The 12,181-nt window shown below is 71.4% G+C and carries 13 protein-coding genes and 2 pseudogenes; 6 read left to right on the forward strand and 9 right to left on the reverse strand.

The window, feature by feature from the left end; translation table 11 throughout:
* Nucleotides 1-3 precede the first annotated feature (3 nt).
* From ACY1JF_RS01895 to ACY1JF_RS01930, 8 genes are all read right to left on the reverse strand, one after another.
* On the reverse strand, nucleotides 4-411 hold the full coding sequence (locus ACY1JF_RS01895) for a hypothetical protein (RefSeq protein ID WP_462703160.1): 408 nt from the start codon (nucleotides 409-411) through the stop codon (nucleotides 4-6).
* A 94-nt stretch (nucleotides 412-505) separates the two neighbouring features.
* On the reverse strand, nucleotides 506-916 hold the full coding sequence (locus ACY1JF_RS01900; RefSeq protein ID WP_462703161.1) for a VOC family protein: 411 nt from the start codon (nucleotides 914-916) through the stop codon (nucleotides 506-508).
* Nucleotides 917-957: 41 nt separating this feature from the next.
* Nucleotides 958-1,578, reverse strand: coding sequence for a Uma2 family endonuclease (locus ACY1JF_RS01905; protein WP_462703162.1), 621 nt, complete (start codon nucleotides 1,576-1,578; stop codon nucleotides 958-960).
* A 156-nt stretch (nucleotides 1,579-1,734) separates the two neighbouring features.
* Nucleotides 1,735-2,514: a succinate dehydrogenase iron-sulfur subunit gene (locus ACY1JF_RS01910; protein WP_462703163.1), complete on the reverse strand. Its 780-nt coding sequence runs from the start codon at nucleotides 2,512-2,514 to the stop codon at nucleotides 1,735-1,737.
* Nucleotides 2,514-4,268 (reverse strand): succinate dehydrogenase flavoprotein subunit, encoded by a 1,755-nt coding sequence (gene sdhA, locus ACY1JF_RS01915; RefSeq protein ID WP_462703164.1) that lies wholly within the window; start codon nucleotides 4,266-4,268, stop codon nucleotides 2,514-2,516. Before sdhA ends, ACY1JF_RS01910 begins: the two co-directional genes overlap by 1 nt.
* An 18-nt stretch (nucleotides 4,269-4,286) precedes the next feature.
* On the reverse strand, nucleotides 4,287-4,766 hold the full coding sequence (locus tag ACY1JF_RS01920) for a succinate dehydrogenase hydrophobic membrane anchor subunit (protein ID WP_462703165.1): 480 nt from the start codon (nucleotides 4,764-4,766) through the stop codon (nucleotides 4,287-4,289).
* A gap of 5 nt (nucleotides 4,767-4,771) precedes the next feature.
* Complete coding sequence (gene sdhC / locus ACY1JF_RS01925) at nucleotides 4,772-5,152, reverse strand: succinate dehydrogenase, cytochrome b556 subunit (protein WP_462703166.1); 381 nt, start codon at nucleotides 5,150-5,152, stop codon at nucleotides 4,772-4,774.
* A 245-nt stretch (nucleotides 5,153-5,397) separates the two neighbouring features.
* Nucleotides 5,398-5,937: a 2-oxo-4-hydroxy-4-carboxy-5-ureidoimidazoline decarboxylase gene (locus ACY1JF_RS01930; protein WP_462703187.1), complete on the reverse strand. Its 540-nt coding sequence runs from the start codon at nucleotides 5,935-5,937 to the stop codon at nucleotides 5,398-5,400.
* A 174-nt stretch (nucleotides 5,938-6,111) separates the two neighbouring features.
* Between ACY1JF_RS01930 and ACY1JF_RS01935 the strand changes: the two genes are divergently transcribed.
* The 4 genes and pseudogenes from ACY1JF_RS01935 to ACY1JF_RS01950 all read left to right on the forward strand — a co-directional run.
* The gene (locus tag ACY1JF_RS01935) at nucleotides 6,112-7,731 is read left to right on the forward strand and encodes a beta-N-acetylhexosaminidase (RefSeq protein ID WP_462703167.1); all 1,620 of its coding nucleotides are present in this window, start codon (nucleotides 6,112-6,114) and stop codon (nucleotides 7,729-7,731) included.
* A gap of 141 nt (nucleotides 7,732-7,872) precedes the next feature.
* A complete protein-coding gene (locus tag ACY1JF_RS01940; protein WP_462703168.1) occupies nucleotides 7,873-8,388 on the forward strand; it encodes a hypothetical protein in 516 nt (171 codons plus the stop codon).
* Between the two features lie 93 nt (nucleotides 8,389-8,481).
* Entirely contained in the window at nucleotides 8,482-8,895 is a 414-nt protein-coding gene (locus ACY1JF_RS01945; RefSeq protein WP_462703169.1) for a hypothetical protein, read from the forward strand.
* A 116-nt stretch (nucleotides 8,896-9,011) separates the two neighbouring features.
* Nucleotides 9,012-9,327 (forward strand): annotated as a pseudogene (locus ACY1JF_RS01950) (hypothetical protein); the annotation flags it as partial.
* A gap of 102 nt (nucleotides 9,328-9,429) precedes the next feature.
* Here the strand turns inward: ACY1JF_RS01950 and ACY1JF_RS01955 are convergent.
* The gene (locus tag ACY1JF_RS01955) at nucleotides 9,430-10,791 is read right to left on the reverse strand and encodes a hypothetical protein (RefSeq protein WP_462703170.1); all 1,362 of its coding nucleotides are present in this window, start codon (nucleotides 10,789-10,791) and stop codon (nucleotides 9,430-9,432) included.
* 493 nt (nucleotides 10,792-11,284) lie between these two features.
* Between ACY1JF_RS01955 and ACY1JF_RS01960 the strand changes: the two genes are divergently transcribed.
* Both ACY1JF_RS01960 and ACY1JF_RS01965 read left to right on the forward strand, forming a co-directional pair.
* The gene (locus ACY1JF_RS01960; RefSeq protein WP_462703171.1) at nucleotides 11,285-11,947 is read left to right on the forward strand and encodes an RNA polymerase sigma factor; all 663 of its coding nucleotides are present in this window, start codon (nucleotides 11,285-11,287) and stop codon (nucleotides 11,945-11,947) included.
* Nucleotides 11,947-12,181 (forward strand): annotated as a pseudogene (locus ACY1JF_RS01965) (hypothetical protein); the annotation flags it as partial. The gene ACY1JF_RS01960 and the pseudogene ACY1JF_RS01965, both read left to right, overlap by 1 nt.

The following is a 12,181-nucleotide window of genomic DNA, read 5'->3' on the forward strand; positions in this document are numbered from 1 at the left end:
GGCTCAGTGCCCGACCGTCGGAGCCACCCAGCCCTGCGGCGGCACCGGCGGCGTCTGCTCCCGCTCCATCACCCCGCGCCGCCGGATGCGGTTGAGGACGTACACGTTGCCCAGGTGCATCACGCCGAGGACCAGCAGCACCACGCCCAGCTTGGCCGACAGCGCCTCGAAGACGCCGCGGGTGTCGGTGATGGTCTCCTCGCCGCTGAGGTAGAGGGCGACGAAGCCGAGGTTGACGAGGTAGAAGCCGACCACCAGGAGGTGGTTGACCGCGTCGGCGAGCTTCTCGTCGCCGTGCAGCACGTCGGCGAGGAAGACCCGCCCGTTGCGGCTGAGCGTACGGGCCACCCAGATGGTCAGCCCGATGCTGACGGCCAGGTAGATGACGTAGGCGATGACGGTGCGGTCCATGCCCCACCCCTTCTTGAACGCGTTCAAAACGCTGACGGGGCAGACTCTAGACCTGCTTTTGAACGTGTTCAACTCAAGGGGCGGGTGGCCCGCGTCACGCGCGGCGGGCGAGCTGGGGCCGCTTGCGGTAGTCGGTCAGCCCGATCACGTTGCCCCAGGGGTCGGCGAACTCGACCGTCCATCCGGTGGCGCTGGAGAAGGGCTCGTCGTACGGTTCGACCCCGGCGTCCGCCAGCGCCCGCGCGGCGGCCCTGGCGTCCGGCACCTCCAGCCAGACGCGCGGCGAGGGCCACGGCGGCGGCCGGTGTCCGAACCCGTCCTCGTGGCGCAGCAGGATGCCGGGCGTCTCCTTGCCGGCCCTCAGCAGCGCGATCCCGCCCTCGTCGAACCGGAACCCCACGGTGAACCCGGCCCGCTCGTAGAACTCCACCGCCTCGCCGAGGTCCCCGACGGGCAGCAGCACGTTGTCGAACCCGAGCAGTTCGTACGATTCGTCACCTGACATGGCGTCAGGGTAGGCCGATCATCGCCCAAAACGGCTGATTGTCAGTCCTCGCCGGGTGCGGGATTGGGCCGTCCGGCGGCAAGGATCTCGGCGACGTCGAGGGTGACCTCGGCGCCGAGGGAGTCGGGGAGGGTGACGCGCTCGCCGGGGGAGTGGACGCGGTGGGCGGCGTAGTCGGCGCCGTCGGGGTCGGCGAGGACGTGGAGGCGGTCGTGCTCGCGGTCCACGATGACGTAGACGGGGATCTTGGCGTTGGCGTAGGCGGCGACCTTGGTGCGCAGGTCCGCGCGGTAGTTGCTGGAGGTGACCTCCAGGACCAGGCGGAAGCAGACGGGGTCGTAGGAGTTGTTCTCGATGAGGTGGTCATGGAGGTCGGCGTCCACCACGGCGAGGTCCGGGATCGCGTAGTCCTCGGTCCCGGTGGGGAGCCAGAGGCCGACACCCTGGAGCACCTTCGAACGCGCGCCGTGCAGTCCGGCGGTCAGGAAGGGCAGCATGAGGTCGGTCAGAGCGACGGCGTGCGGGCCGTCCGGCGGCGGGGACACGAGGAGCTGGCCTCCGATGATCTCGACGCGGTAGCCCGGGAGGCGGTCCATGAGACGGTTCGCCTGCGTGATCAGCGGACGCTCGTGGTAGGGCCGCTCGACGGATGCTGCGGACATCGCGTGCCTCCTGTGGGCTGGTGTCGAGAGCATCATCGTAGGCCGGGGGGCATCCCGGAGGCGGGGTGAGCGCCGTTCACCCGACGGTGTGGCATATGCCGAAGGGCCCCGTCTCCAGCGGAGACGGGGCCCTCACCGGCGCGCGGCCGACGGACGTCAGAAGCGGCGCGTGATCAGCGCTCGCTTCACCTCCGCGATGGCCTTGGTGACCTCGATGCCGCGCGGGCAGGCGTCCGTGCAGTTGAAGGTCGTGCGGCAGCGCCAGACGCCGTCGCGGTCGTTGAGGATCTCCAGCCGCTGCTCGCCGGCCTCGTCGCGCGAGTCGAAGATGAAGCGGTGGGCGTTGACGATCGCGGCCGGGCCGAAGTACTGGCCGTCGTTCCAGAACACCGGGCAGGACGACGTGCACGCGGCGCACAGGATGCACTTGGTGGTGTCGTCGAACCGCTCGCGGTCCTCGGCGGACTGCAGGCGCTCGCGCGTCGGCTCGTTGGTGTCCTTCGTGATCAGGAAGGGCATCACGTCCCGGTACGCCTGGAAGAACGGCTCCATGTCGACGACCAGGTCCTTGAGGACCGTCAGGCCCTTTATGGGCTCGACCGTGATCGGCTTCTCGGGGCTGATGTCCTTGATCAGCGTCTTGCAGGCGAGGCGGTTCTTGCCGTTGATCCGCATCGCGTCGGACCCGCAGATGCCGTGGGCGCAGGAGCGGCGGAAGGTGAGGGTGCCGTCCAGTTCCCACTTGATCTTGTGGAGGGCGTCCAGGACGCGCTCCTTGGGGTCCATCTCCAGCTGGAAGTCTTCCCAGGTCGCCTCGGCCGCGACCTCCGGGTTGAACCGGCGCACGCGGACCGTGACGGTGATGTAGGGGGAGTCGGCGAAACCGGGCTCGGGCGATCCGGCCGCGTCCGCCTTGTCCAGAACAGGGGTAGCCATCAGTACTTACGCTCCATCGGCTGGTAGCGGGTCTGGACGACCGGCTTGTAGTCGAGACGGATGGACTCGGTGCCGTCGTCGCCGACCTCGCGGTACGCCATGGTGTGGCGCATGAAGTTCACGTCGTCGCGGTTGGGGTAGTCCTCGCGGTAGTGACCGCCGCGCGACTCCTTGCGGGCCAGCGCGGAGACGGCCATGACCTCGGCCAGGTCGAGCAGGTTGCCCAGCTCGACGGCCTCCAGGAGGTCGGTGTTGAACCGCTTGCCCTTGTCCTGGATCGAGACGTTCTTGTAGCGGGCGCGCAGCTCGCCGATCTTCTCGACCGCCGTCTTGATGGTCTGCTCGGTGCGGAACACCATCACGTTGGCGTCCATGGTCTCCTGCAGCTCGCGGCGCAGCTCCGAGACCCGCTCGCTGCCGGTGGAGGTGCGCAGCCGCTCGATCTGCTCGACGACCAGGGACTCGGGGCTCTGCGGCAGCTCGACGAAGTCCGCCGAGTGCGCGTACTCGGCCGCCGCGATGCCCGCCCGCTTGCCGAAGACGTTGATGTCGAGCAGCGAGTTGGTGCCCAGGCGGTTGGCGCCGTGCACCGACACGCAGGCGACCTCGCCGGCCGCGTACAGACCGGGGACGACGGTGGTGTTGTCCGCCAGGACCTCGCCCTGGACGTTGGTCGGGATGCCGCCCATCGCGTAGTGCGCGGTGGGCTGGATCGGGATCGGGTCCGTGTACGGCTCGATGCCGAGGTACGTACGGGCGAACTCGGTGATGTCGGGCAGCTTGGCGTCGAGCTGCTCCGGCGGGAGGTGGGTGAGGTCCAGGTAGACGTGGTCGCCCTCGGGACCGCAGCCGCGGCCCTCGCGGATCTCCGTGTAGATGGACCTCGACACCACGTCGCGCGAGGCCAGGTCCTTCATGACGGGCGCGTACTTCTCCATGAAGCGCTCGCCGTCCTTGTTGCGCAGGATGCCGCCCTCGCCGCGGGCGCCCTCGGTGAGCAGGATGCCCATGCGCCAGATGCCGGTCGGGTGGAACTGGAAGAACTCCATGTCCTCCAGCGGCAGTCCGCGCCGGTAGCAGGCCGCCTGGCCGTCGCCGGTGAGGGTGTGCGCGTTGGAGGTCACCTTGAAGAACTTGCCGGTGCCGCCGGACGCGTAGATCACGGACTTGGCGTGGAAGACGTGGACCTCGCCGGTGGCCAGCTCGTAGGCGACCACGCCGGCGGACTTCTTGACGCCGTCGACCTCGGTCATGATCTGGTCCAGGACGTAGAACTCGTTGAAGAACTCCACGCCCTCCTTGACGCAGTTCTGGTACAGCGTCTGGAGGATCATGTGGCCGGTGCGGTCCGCGGCGTAGCAGGACCGGCGGACCGGGGCCTCGCCGTGGTTGCGGGAGTGACCGCCGAAGCGGCGCTGGTCGATGGTGCCGTTCGGGGTCCGGTTGAACGGCAGGCCCATCTTCTCCAGGTCGAGGACGGAGTCGATGGCCTCCTTCGCCAGGATCTCGGCGGCGTCCTGGTCGACCAGGTAGTCGCCGCCCTTGACCGTGTCGAAGGTGTGCCACTCCCAGTTGTCCTCCTCCACGTTGGCCAGCGCGGCGGCCATGCCGCCCTGCGCGGCGCCCGTGTGGGAGCGGGTGGGGTAGAGCTTCGTCAGGACGGCCGTGCGGCTGCGCTTGGTCGCCTCGATGGCGGCCCGCATACCGGCGCCACCGGCGCCGACGATGACGGTGTCGTACTTGTGTACCTTCATGGATTCGCAGCCCCGTGCCTAGCGGATGTTCGGGTCGAAGGTGAAGATCACCAGCGTGCCCAGCAGGATGGTGAACACCGTGGCGGTGTAGAGCAGGCCCTTGAGCCACAGGCGCGTGTTCGGGCGCTCCGCGTAGTCGTTGATGACCGTGCGCAGGCCGTTGGCGCCGTGCAGCATCGCCAGCCACAGCATCAGCAGGTCCCAGACCTGCCAGAACGGGGACGCCCAGCGGCCCGCCACGAAGGCGAAGCCGATCTTGGAGACGCCGCCGTCGAGCACCAGCTGGATCAGCAGGTGGCCGAGGACCAGGACGACCAGCACCACACCGGACAGGCGCATGAACAGCCAGCCGTGCATCTCGAAGTTGCCCCGGGTGGACTTCGGGGACTTCTTGGTGCGCTTGCGCGGCGGCTCGATGAGCGGCGCGGGGTTGTCGACCGTGTAGACGGAGGAACCCTCGACGGGGCCGGCCCCGGAGGCGGTTTCAGTCGTGGACATCTGCGTCAGCTCCCGAACAGTTCACGGGCGGCGTGGCCGAGGACGGGGTACAGGGCCCCGATCATCAGCACCAGCCACACGGCGACGACGGACCAGAGCATCTGCTTCTGGTAGCGGGCGCCCTTGATCCAGAAGTCGACGGCGATGACGCGCAGACCGTTGAGCGCGTGGAAGAGGATGGCGGCGACGAGGCCGTACTCCAGCAGCGCGACGATCGGCGACTTGTACGTGGCCACGACCTTGTCGTAGGCCTCGGGGGAGACACGCACGAGAGCGGTGTCCAGCACGTGTACGAACAGGAAGAAGAAGATGAGGACGCCGGTGACTCGGTGAGCCACCCAGGACCACATTCCTTCCCGGCCGCGGTACAGCGTTCCAGCCGGCACGGAAGTTTCCTCCGGGAGCGGGGGTTGGGGCCGCGCCGGCTTCTCTGTCGGTGGGCCCGGCCGGGTACGGTCCACCGGCCCCCAGCATCGTAGCCAGCCGTCGCGGCCGTTCTTACAGGGGGCCTACCGGTGTGATCAAAGTTGCACGCAACGGAGTACCGCCGCCGGCGGGGGCGGGCGGCTCGTCCTGGACGCCGGGTGCGGGGGGCCGGCGGCCGGTCGCGCCCCGCGCCAGAGCCGCGCCGTCACCGCCCCGGGCCCCCGAGGACCTCCTTCAGCCGCTCCCCGGCCAGACGCCGGAGTTCGTCCGCGGCGACCGTCCTCTCCTCCTCCGGATCGTTCGCCAATCGTGACCGGACGGCCGTCAGGACGTGGTCCAGGCGCTCGTCCCCGGGGATTCCGTCGAGACAGATGACGAACGCGTGTCCGAATCGGGACTCGTAGGCGGCGTGGGCCGCCCGCAGGGCCGTACCGGCCGCCGCGTACGTGCCCTCGGGGAAGGCGGGCAGGGACTCCGCCGCCAGGGCCTCGGCCAGGTCCTCGGCGCCCAGATCGTAGGAGGCCTCGTCGGCCGCCGCGAGCAGGGCGCGGAGGTCGGGGTAGGGGCGGTGGGCGGTGACGCGGTGGGCCCAGGGGGCACAGCGCAGGCAGGTGAGGAGGGTGCCGACGGCGTCCTGGGGGCTCGCGGTGTTGAAGAGGTGCAAGCGGGTCGGAGTGGTACGGGTTTGGGCCGGTACGGGTATGGCCACCCGGCCGGGGGACTCTGGAAGACGGTGCGCAGACAGCGTGGGTCCTTGTGCGTCACGTGTGTGTCGGCAGGGGCTCGTGCGAATTGTGTGGCGTCACGTTAGCGAGTGAGGGCATGACATGTCCGAGCGATGCCTGAATTTCACCCGAACGGGAGAGTTTCAGAACAGGTGCTGGACGTTTCCCGTCGGCACCGGCCGTAGGTTGGCCCTGTGAGTCGGCACGGACGCCGTATACCGGCGAGGCAGAAGGTGGGGCGGCGGGCGGTGGCCGCCGGGACGGCGATCGTCGCGCTCGGCGCGGGACTGTGGGCCTGCGACGGGAGGTCCGCGGGGCCGCCGGGCCGCTCCGCCGAGGGGCTCTCGGCGGCCTCGCCCTCGCCCAGCCCGGCACCGAGCCGCTCCTACGCCCTGTCCGGCGAACCCCGCACCATACCCGCCGTACGCGACCACACCCCGGCGCGCGGACCGGGCTGGAAGCCCGCCGACGGCCACCGGGTCGTCGTCTCCGACGCCGCCCTCGCCGACGAGGGCAGGCTCATCGCGGGCGAGCTGGGGCTGACGTACGCGGGACAGCGGGACGACGAGAAAACCGGGGACCTGCGACTGGAGACCAAGGACACCGAGGGCGCCGGGAGCGAGTCGTACACCATGACCGTGCGCGACGGGCGGGTCACCGTCAGCGCGCCCGGCGAGAGCGGCGTCTTCTACGGCACCCGGACCCTGAAGCAGGCGGTCCGGGGGGACGGCGCCGCGCCCGAGGGGGTCGTGCGGGACGAGCCCGCCAAGGAGCGGCGCGGGTTCATGCTGGACATCGCCCGCAAGCACTACTCGGCCGACTGGATCAAGGACCGGATCCGGGAGCTGGGCGACCTGAAGTACAACGAACTGGGGCTGCACTTCTCCGACGACCAGGGCTTTCGCATCGAGTCCTCCTCGCACCCGGAGGTCGTCTCCGCCGACCACCTCACCAAGGCGCAGGTCAAGGAGATCGTCGCGCTGGCGCGGGAGCGGCACATCACCGTCGTCCCCGAGATCGACTCGCCCGGCCACCTCGGCGCCGTCATCGCCGCCCACCCCGACCTCCAGCTGCGTGACGCGCAGGGCACCGCGACCCGGGGCGCGATCGACATCTCCGAGCCCGGGGCCGCCGAGATCGTCGACGACCTGATCGACGAGTACTCCGACCTCTTCCCCGGCGGCCAGTGGCACCTGGGCGGCGACGAGTACCAGGCGCTGACCGCCTCCGACCCGGAGGCCTCCTACCCGCAGCTCGCCGCCGCGGCCCGCGAGAAGTACGGCTCCGGCGCCACCGTCGAGGACCTCACCGCGGGCTGGCTCAACGACCGCGCCGCCACCGTCCAGAAGAACGACCGCACCCCGCGGGCCTGGAACGACGGCTTCTTCGAGGACAGCGACCCCGCGGCGGCCGACGACATCCTGGTCGCCTACTGGACCGGCAAGGAGATCGGCGCCCGCCAGCCGGCCGAGTACCTCGCCGAGGGCCGCAAGGTCGTCAACTACAACGACGAGTTCCTCTACTACGTGCTCGGCCAGCCGCAGACCTTCGTCTACCCGACCGGCGAGCGGATCTACGAGCAGTGGACCCCGCGCGTGATCCGCGGCACCGAGCCGGTCGGCGCCGAGTACGACGACCAGATCCTCGGCGGCAGCTTCGCCGTCTGGGGCGACTACCCGAGCGCCCAGACCGAGGACCAGGTCGCGGCCGGCATCCGGCTGCCGCTGGCGGCGACCGTCCAGAAGCTCTGGGACCCGGACGACCCGGAATTGTCCTGGACGGAGTTCCGCGCGCTGGCCGGCCGGCTGGACTGACCCGCGTACGCCCGCGCGTCCGTGGCGGTTCCCGCGCCGTTCCGGACCGGAACGGCGCGGGAATCGTCCGGGAGTTGCTGCGAACTCCTCCGGACTGTGGTGGTCTGTGGACGAGCCGAACGGAACACGGGGGAGCCGGACATGGGCTACTGGGGGTATCTCGTCGTGGGCCGCGCCGAGCGGCCGCTCGCCGCACTGGGCGCGCTGCCCGGCGCCGAGGACGGCATGACCCTGCGCGCGTCCGCGCCGGGCGGCTGGCAGGTGTGGGAGTACCCGGGCGAGTCGGGCGTCGGCAACATGAACGACCTGGCCGCGCGGACCGGCGCGCCCGCGCTGTTCGGGTACGTCATGGACAGCGCCTGCGCGGTCGTGGAGGCGGCGGCACCGCGGAGCGGGGCGTGGACGACCTGCCTGGGGCGGGCGGCGATGGCCGGGTACCTGGGCGCCGAGCAGAACGGCCTGACCCTGGAGGACTACTTCCTGGAGCCGCCCGACGCCGCGGCGCGGGCCGCCGCCTGGGCCGCCGAGGCCGGGCACCCGGCCGAACCCGGCGACCTGCTCGGCGTACTGACGGCCGAACCCTCGGCCGAGGACGCCGACAGCGCCGAGGACCTGTTCTTCCGTCTCCTGGACCGGCTGGGTGTGGTGCCTTCGTGATCATCGGGGACACGGTGTGGCGGTTTCGCGCCGATCGCGGGGAGCCGTCCCGGTCCGGGTGACGAAAGGCCACCGGGCGGCGCTGCTGCCGGTGTGACGACTTGGATCAGTACGGCGACGACAGCGACGGCGCCGGGGGCCAGGCCCTCCGCCGCCGCCCGGCCGGTGCGGTGGGCGGCGGACGCGGTGACGGCCCTGCGCGAGGGGGCCCGGACGCGCCTCGACCACTCGGCGCAGAGCCTGTGGCGCGTCGACCGGACGATCGAGGGCATCCGCCGCGAGGAGGCGCCGTACGAGGCGGTGCGGACCGTGCTGCGCGGCCTGGGCGCCTACGCCGGTGAGGTGATCGTCCGCGAGAGCGGCGGCGAGTGGTGGGCGGGCGGCGGCGACCACTGGGTGCGCACCCCGGACGGCCGCCTGTGGGACCCGATCGACGAGGCCCGCCGCTGCTACGCCGGCCACGGCTCGCTGCGGCTGCTGTGCCGGGAGGCGACGGCCGCCCGGTGAGCAGCGGGGCACGCCCACGCCGGTGACGCCCCGGTGGAGCCGGACGCCGACGACCGCGGAGCCGCGGGCACGGCGGGGACCGGCGGGGACCGGCGGGGCACGGACGGGGACGGTTCCTGGGCCGGGGGCGGGGCCAGGGAGGGGAACGGCGCCGGACACCCGCGTACGACGGGGAACCGGGCGCGACCGTGGCACCGGCCCGGGAGGGCGACGGGGCCGCCTTCGCGGTCGCGCACCGGATCGTGCGGCCCGGCCGCCTCGGCCGTGCGCGCGGGCCGGCCCGCGACCGGGCGGAGGCGGTGCCGCCGCGGGCCGTCGTCGGCCTGGACGGCCCGCCCGCCGCCCGCGTCCCCGGCGGACGTCCCGGCGCGGTGCGGTGCGCACCACCGCCCACCGGGGCTGAGGCGGCTCGCCCGGCAGCTCGGCGTCCAGGGTGCCGACGGTGCCGACGGCGTGGGCGGTCCGACGCGGTGGGGGCGGGTGGTGCCGAGCCCGTCACCCGGCGCCCGCGGCATCGAGGCCGCGGGCGCTCGTTCAGTGTCTGCGTCCTTTTGTTGGCTGTATGTTCCCTGTCTGGTATTCGGAGGGGGCGGAAGGGTGGGCGCTGCCTGATGCGCTGTTCTGGGCATCGGGGTACATGTGGGCGTAGGTGGCGATCAGGTTCTGGGGGGCGGTGGGTGGTGTGGGCTGCCACTGTGTGGCGGTGTACTGGTATGGGTTCTGGGGGGCGGTGGGTGGTGCGGGCTGCCACTGTGTGGCGGTGTACTGGTACGGGTTCTGGGGGGCGGTGGGTGGTGCGGGCTGCCACTGTGTGGCGGTGTACTGGTACGGGTCCTGGGGGGCGGGGGGCGGCACGGACTGCCACTGCGGGGCGGTGTACTGGTACCCGGCCGCGGCCTGGCCGGGCATGTCCGGGAAGAGCGAAGGGACGTCCGTGCCGGCGGCGGAGCCGAACTCCGAGTCCCAGAGCATCTCCTGCGCACCGCGGGCCAGGTCCACTTGCATTTCGGTGAAGCCCTCCCTCATGAACATGTCGCGCAGTTCAGCGAAGTCCTCGTCCAGGCCGGGATCGATGAGGAGTGTGATTCCCCTCAGGGATGCCGGCACCGGCTCCGTGCCCGTGTGCTCGGGAACGGTCACGGCCACGTCGAGGCCTGATCCCGACTCCGGTACCAACCCCTCCGCGTCCACCGCGACCACCAGTCCCGGCGGGGGCTGCTCCGGCAGCTGGGGCAGCACCTGCCGGTAGTTGGCGTAGATCTGAGTGGCAGCCCTCTGCAGCCACTGCCGCTCATCGGTGGTCATCTGTGCCTCGGGGGCCGCGGACTTTCCCTTGGCCGACGGCAGTTTCCACCTCTTCTGCTCCTCGTTCCAGGAGAGATGCAGGCCATGTCTGGCCAGCGCCGCGAACAACGACTCCTTCGGCTTCTTCACCCACCCGTAATTTCTGAGGGTGTGCAGCAAGAAGTAGGTGTGGACGGGATCCTTCACCCCGGGCACAGTGTCCGGCACGCTGTTCCTGGTGGGCAGGTCGCCTATGTCCCGGTTGTTCAAGGCGGTCGCGTACACATCGTCGTCGTGTCTCACGCGCGGGTTGGGGTTGGGGTTGGGTATTCGCCACCTGCCCTTCTCGTCCTGGTAGGGCTTCAGGCCGTGCTTCTCCAACGCCGCGCGCAGTGCGGCGTTCGGCTCATTCACCCACCCCTCGTGCGTGAGAGCGGACAGCAGGTTGTAGACGGAGATGGGTTGCTTGAGCCCCTCTACCGCCACGAAGACGCCTTTGCCGGGCAGCTTGCCCTTCGGGTACCAGTTCAACAGAGTCGCGTACAGGTCATCAGGCCGTTTCGCGGCCTTGCGTGCTGCGGAAACGCCAGTCGTAGAACGATTCGTCGGCATGGGAATCTCCTCAGGGAGCGGCGGGCTCGGTCCCACTACGCCCCCCGCTCCGCAGCGGTTCACCGAGCCTTTCCGGCGGGTGGAGCGGCAGGGGGCGCGTCCTGGAGCGGCGCGGGAGAGGAGAGGTGTGCCGTCCGGCCCGCAGGGAACGGCTCGTCCGCGGGGACGCGGGACCGATCGGGCCGGCGAGGGGGGAACCACGGAGACGGCCGGGGCCGCCACCCCCCACAGGAGAGACCCCGGCCGTCGCGCGGTACGGGCCGCGCGGCGGCCCGTACCTCCTACTGCGCCGGGCGCGCGCCGCGTGTCACACCCCCGCGCGTCACGGCTTAGTTGCGTCTTGTACGGCCGGTCCTCCGGGCATGGACGGGGACCGGTTTCACGACGTAACGTGCCTTTCGCGCCGGAGTGCGGAGGGCGGTGCCCCCGTCCCGAGCTGCGGTAGACGACCGCACCACCCACGGAGAGTCAGGCGCAAAGAGAGGCGCGCGCGGTGCTGGGGGACGACGCGGAGCTGACCGCCGCCGTACACGCGGCACAGGACGGGGACGAGACCGCGTTCCGGACCGTGTACCGCGCGGTGCACCCACGGCTGCTCGGCTACGTCCGCACACTCGTCGGCGAATCCGACGCCGAGGACGTGGCCTCCGAGGCGTGGCTGCAGATCACCCGCGACCTGCACCGGTTCCACGGCGACGCGGACCGGTTCCGCGGCTGGGCCGCCACGATCGCCCGCAACCGCGCGCTGGACCACATACGGATGCGCGGGCGCCGCCCCCTGATCGGCGGCGACGAGACGGAACTGACCGGCCGGGCCGCCCCGTCGGACACCGCGGGTGAGGCCATCGAGGCGCTCACCACCGGCACCACCCTCTCCCTGATCGCCGCGCTGCCCCAGGACCAGGCCGAGGCCGTCGTCCTGCGGGTGGTGGTCGGCCTGGACGCCAAGACGGCCGCGAAGACGCTGGGCAAACGCCCGGGGGCCGTCCGCACCGCCGCGCACCGCGGCCTGAAACGGCTGGCCGAACTGCTCGGCGACGACCCGGACACGACCGCCGGGTTCCGTGTGCCGCCCGCCCGGCGAGAACCGCGCGGCCGTGCGGTGACGTCCGCGATGGTGACGCACAGCGGCGCGCGGACGCAGAAGGACATGTGATGGCCGACAAACAGGGCGGGTGGCTGGACCGCGGGACAGCGGAGCGGATGCTGCGCGGAGAGCCGCCGGCGACCGTCGACCCGGTGGCCCGGGAACGTGCCGAACGGCTCGCCGCCTCCCTCGCGACGCTGGCCGCGCCGGCCCCGTCGGCCGACGGGCAACTCCCCGGCGAGGCCGCCGCGCTGGCCGCCTTCCGCGCCGCGCGCGCCGAACGCGCGCCAGGGGCGCCGTCGG

Source organism: Streptomyces sp. SYSU D01066-1, from assembly GCF_054956795.1.

Excerpts from the sequence above, each read along its gene's own strand:
- ACY1JF_RS01895 (WP_462703160.1), bottom strand. The coding sequence starts at position 411 with ATGGACCGCACCGTCATCGCCTACGTCATCTACCTGGCCGTCAGCATC.
- ACY1JF_RS01900 (WP_462703161.1), bottom strand. The coding sequence starts at position 916 with ATGTCAGGTGACGAATCGTACGAACTGCTCGGGTTCGACAACGTGCTG.
- ACY1JF_RS01905 (WP_462703162.1), bottom strand. The coding sequence starts at position 1,578 with ATGTCCGCAGCATCCGTCGAGCGGCCCTACCACGAGCGTCCGCTGATC.
- ACY1JF_RS01910 (WP_462703163.1), bottom strand. The coding sequence starts at position 2,514 with ATGGCTACCCCTGTTCTGGACAAGGCGGACGCGGCCGGATCGCCCGAG.
- sdhA (WP_462703164.1), bottom strand. The coding sequence starts at position 4,268 with ATGAAGGTACACAAGTACGACACCGTCATCGTCGGCGCCGGTGGCGCC.
- ACY1JF_RS01920 (WP_462703165.1), bottom strand. The coding sequence starts at position 4,766 with ATGTCCACGACTGAAACCGCCTCCGGGGCCGGCCCCGTCGAGGGTTCC.
- ACY1JF_RS01940 (WP_462703168.1), top strand. The coding sequence starts at position 7,873 with ATGGGCTACTGGGGGTATCTCGTCGTGGGCCGCGCCGAGCGGCCGCTC.
- ACY1JF_RS01955 (WP_462703170.1), bottom strand. The coding sequence starts at position 10,791 with ATGCCGACGAATCGTTCTACGACTGGCGTTTCCGCAGCACGCAAGGCC.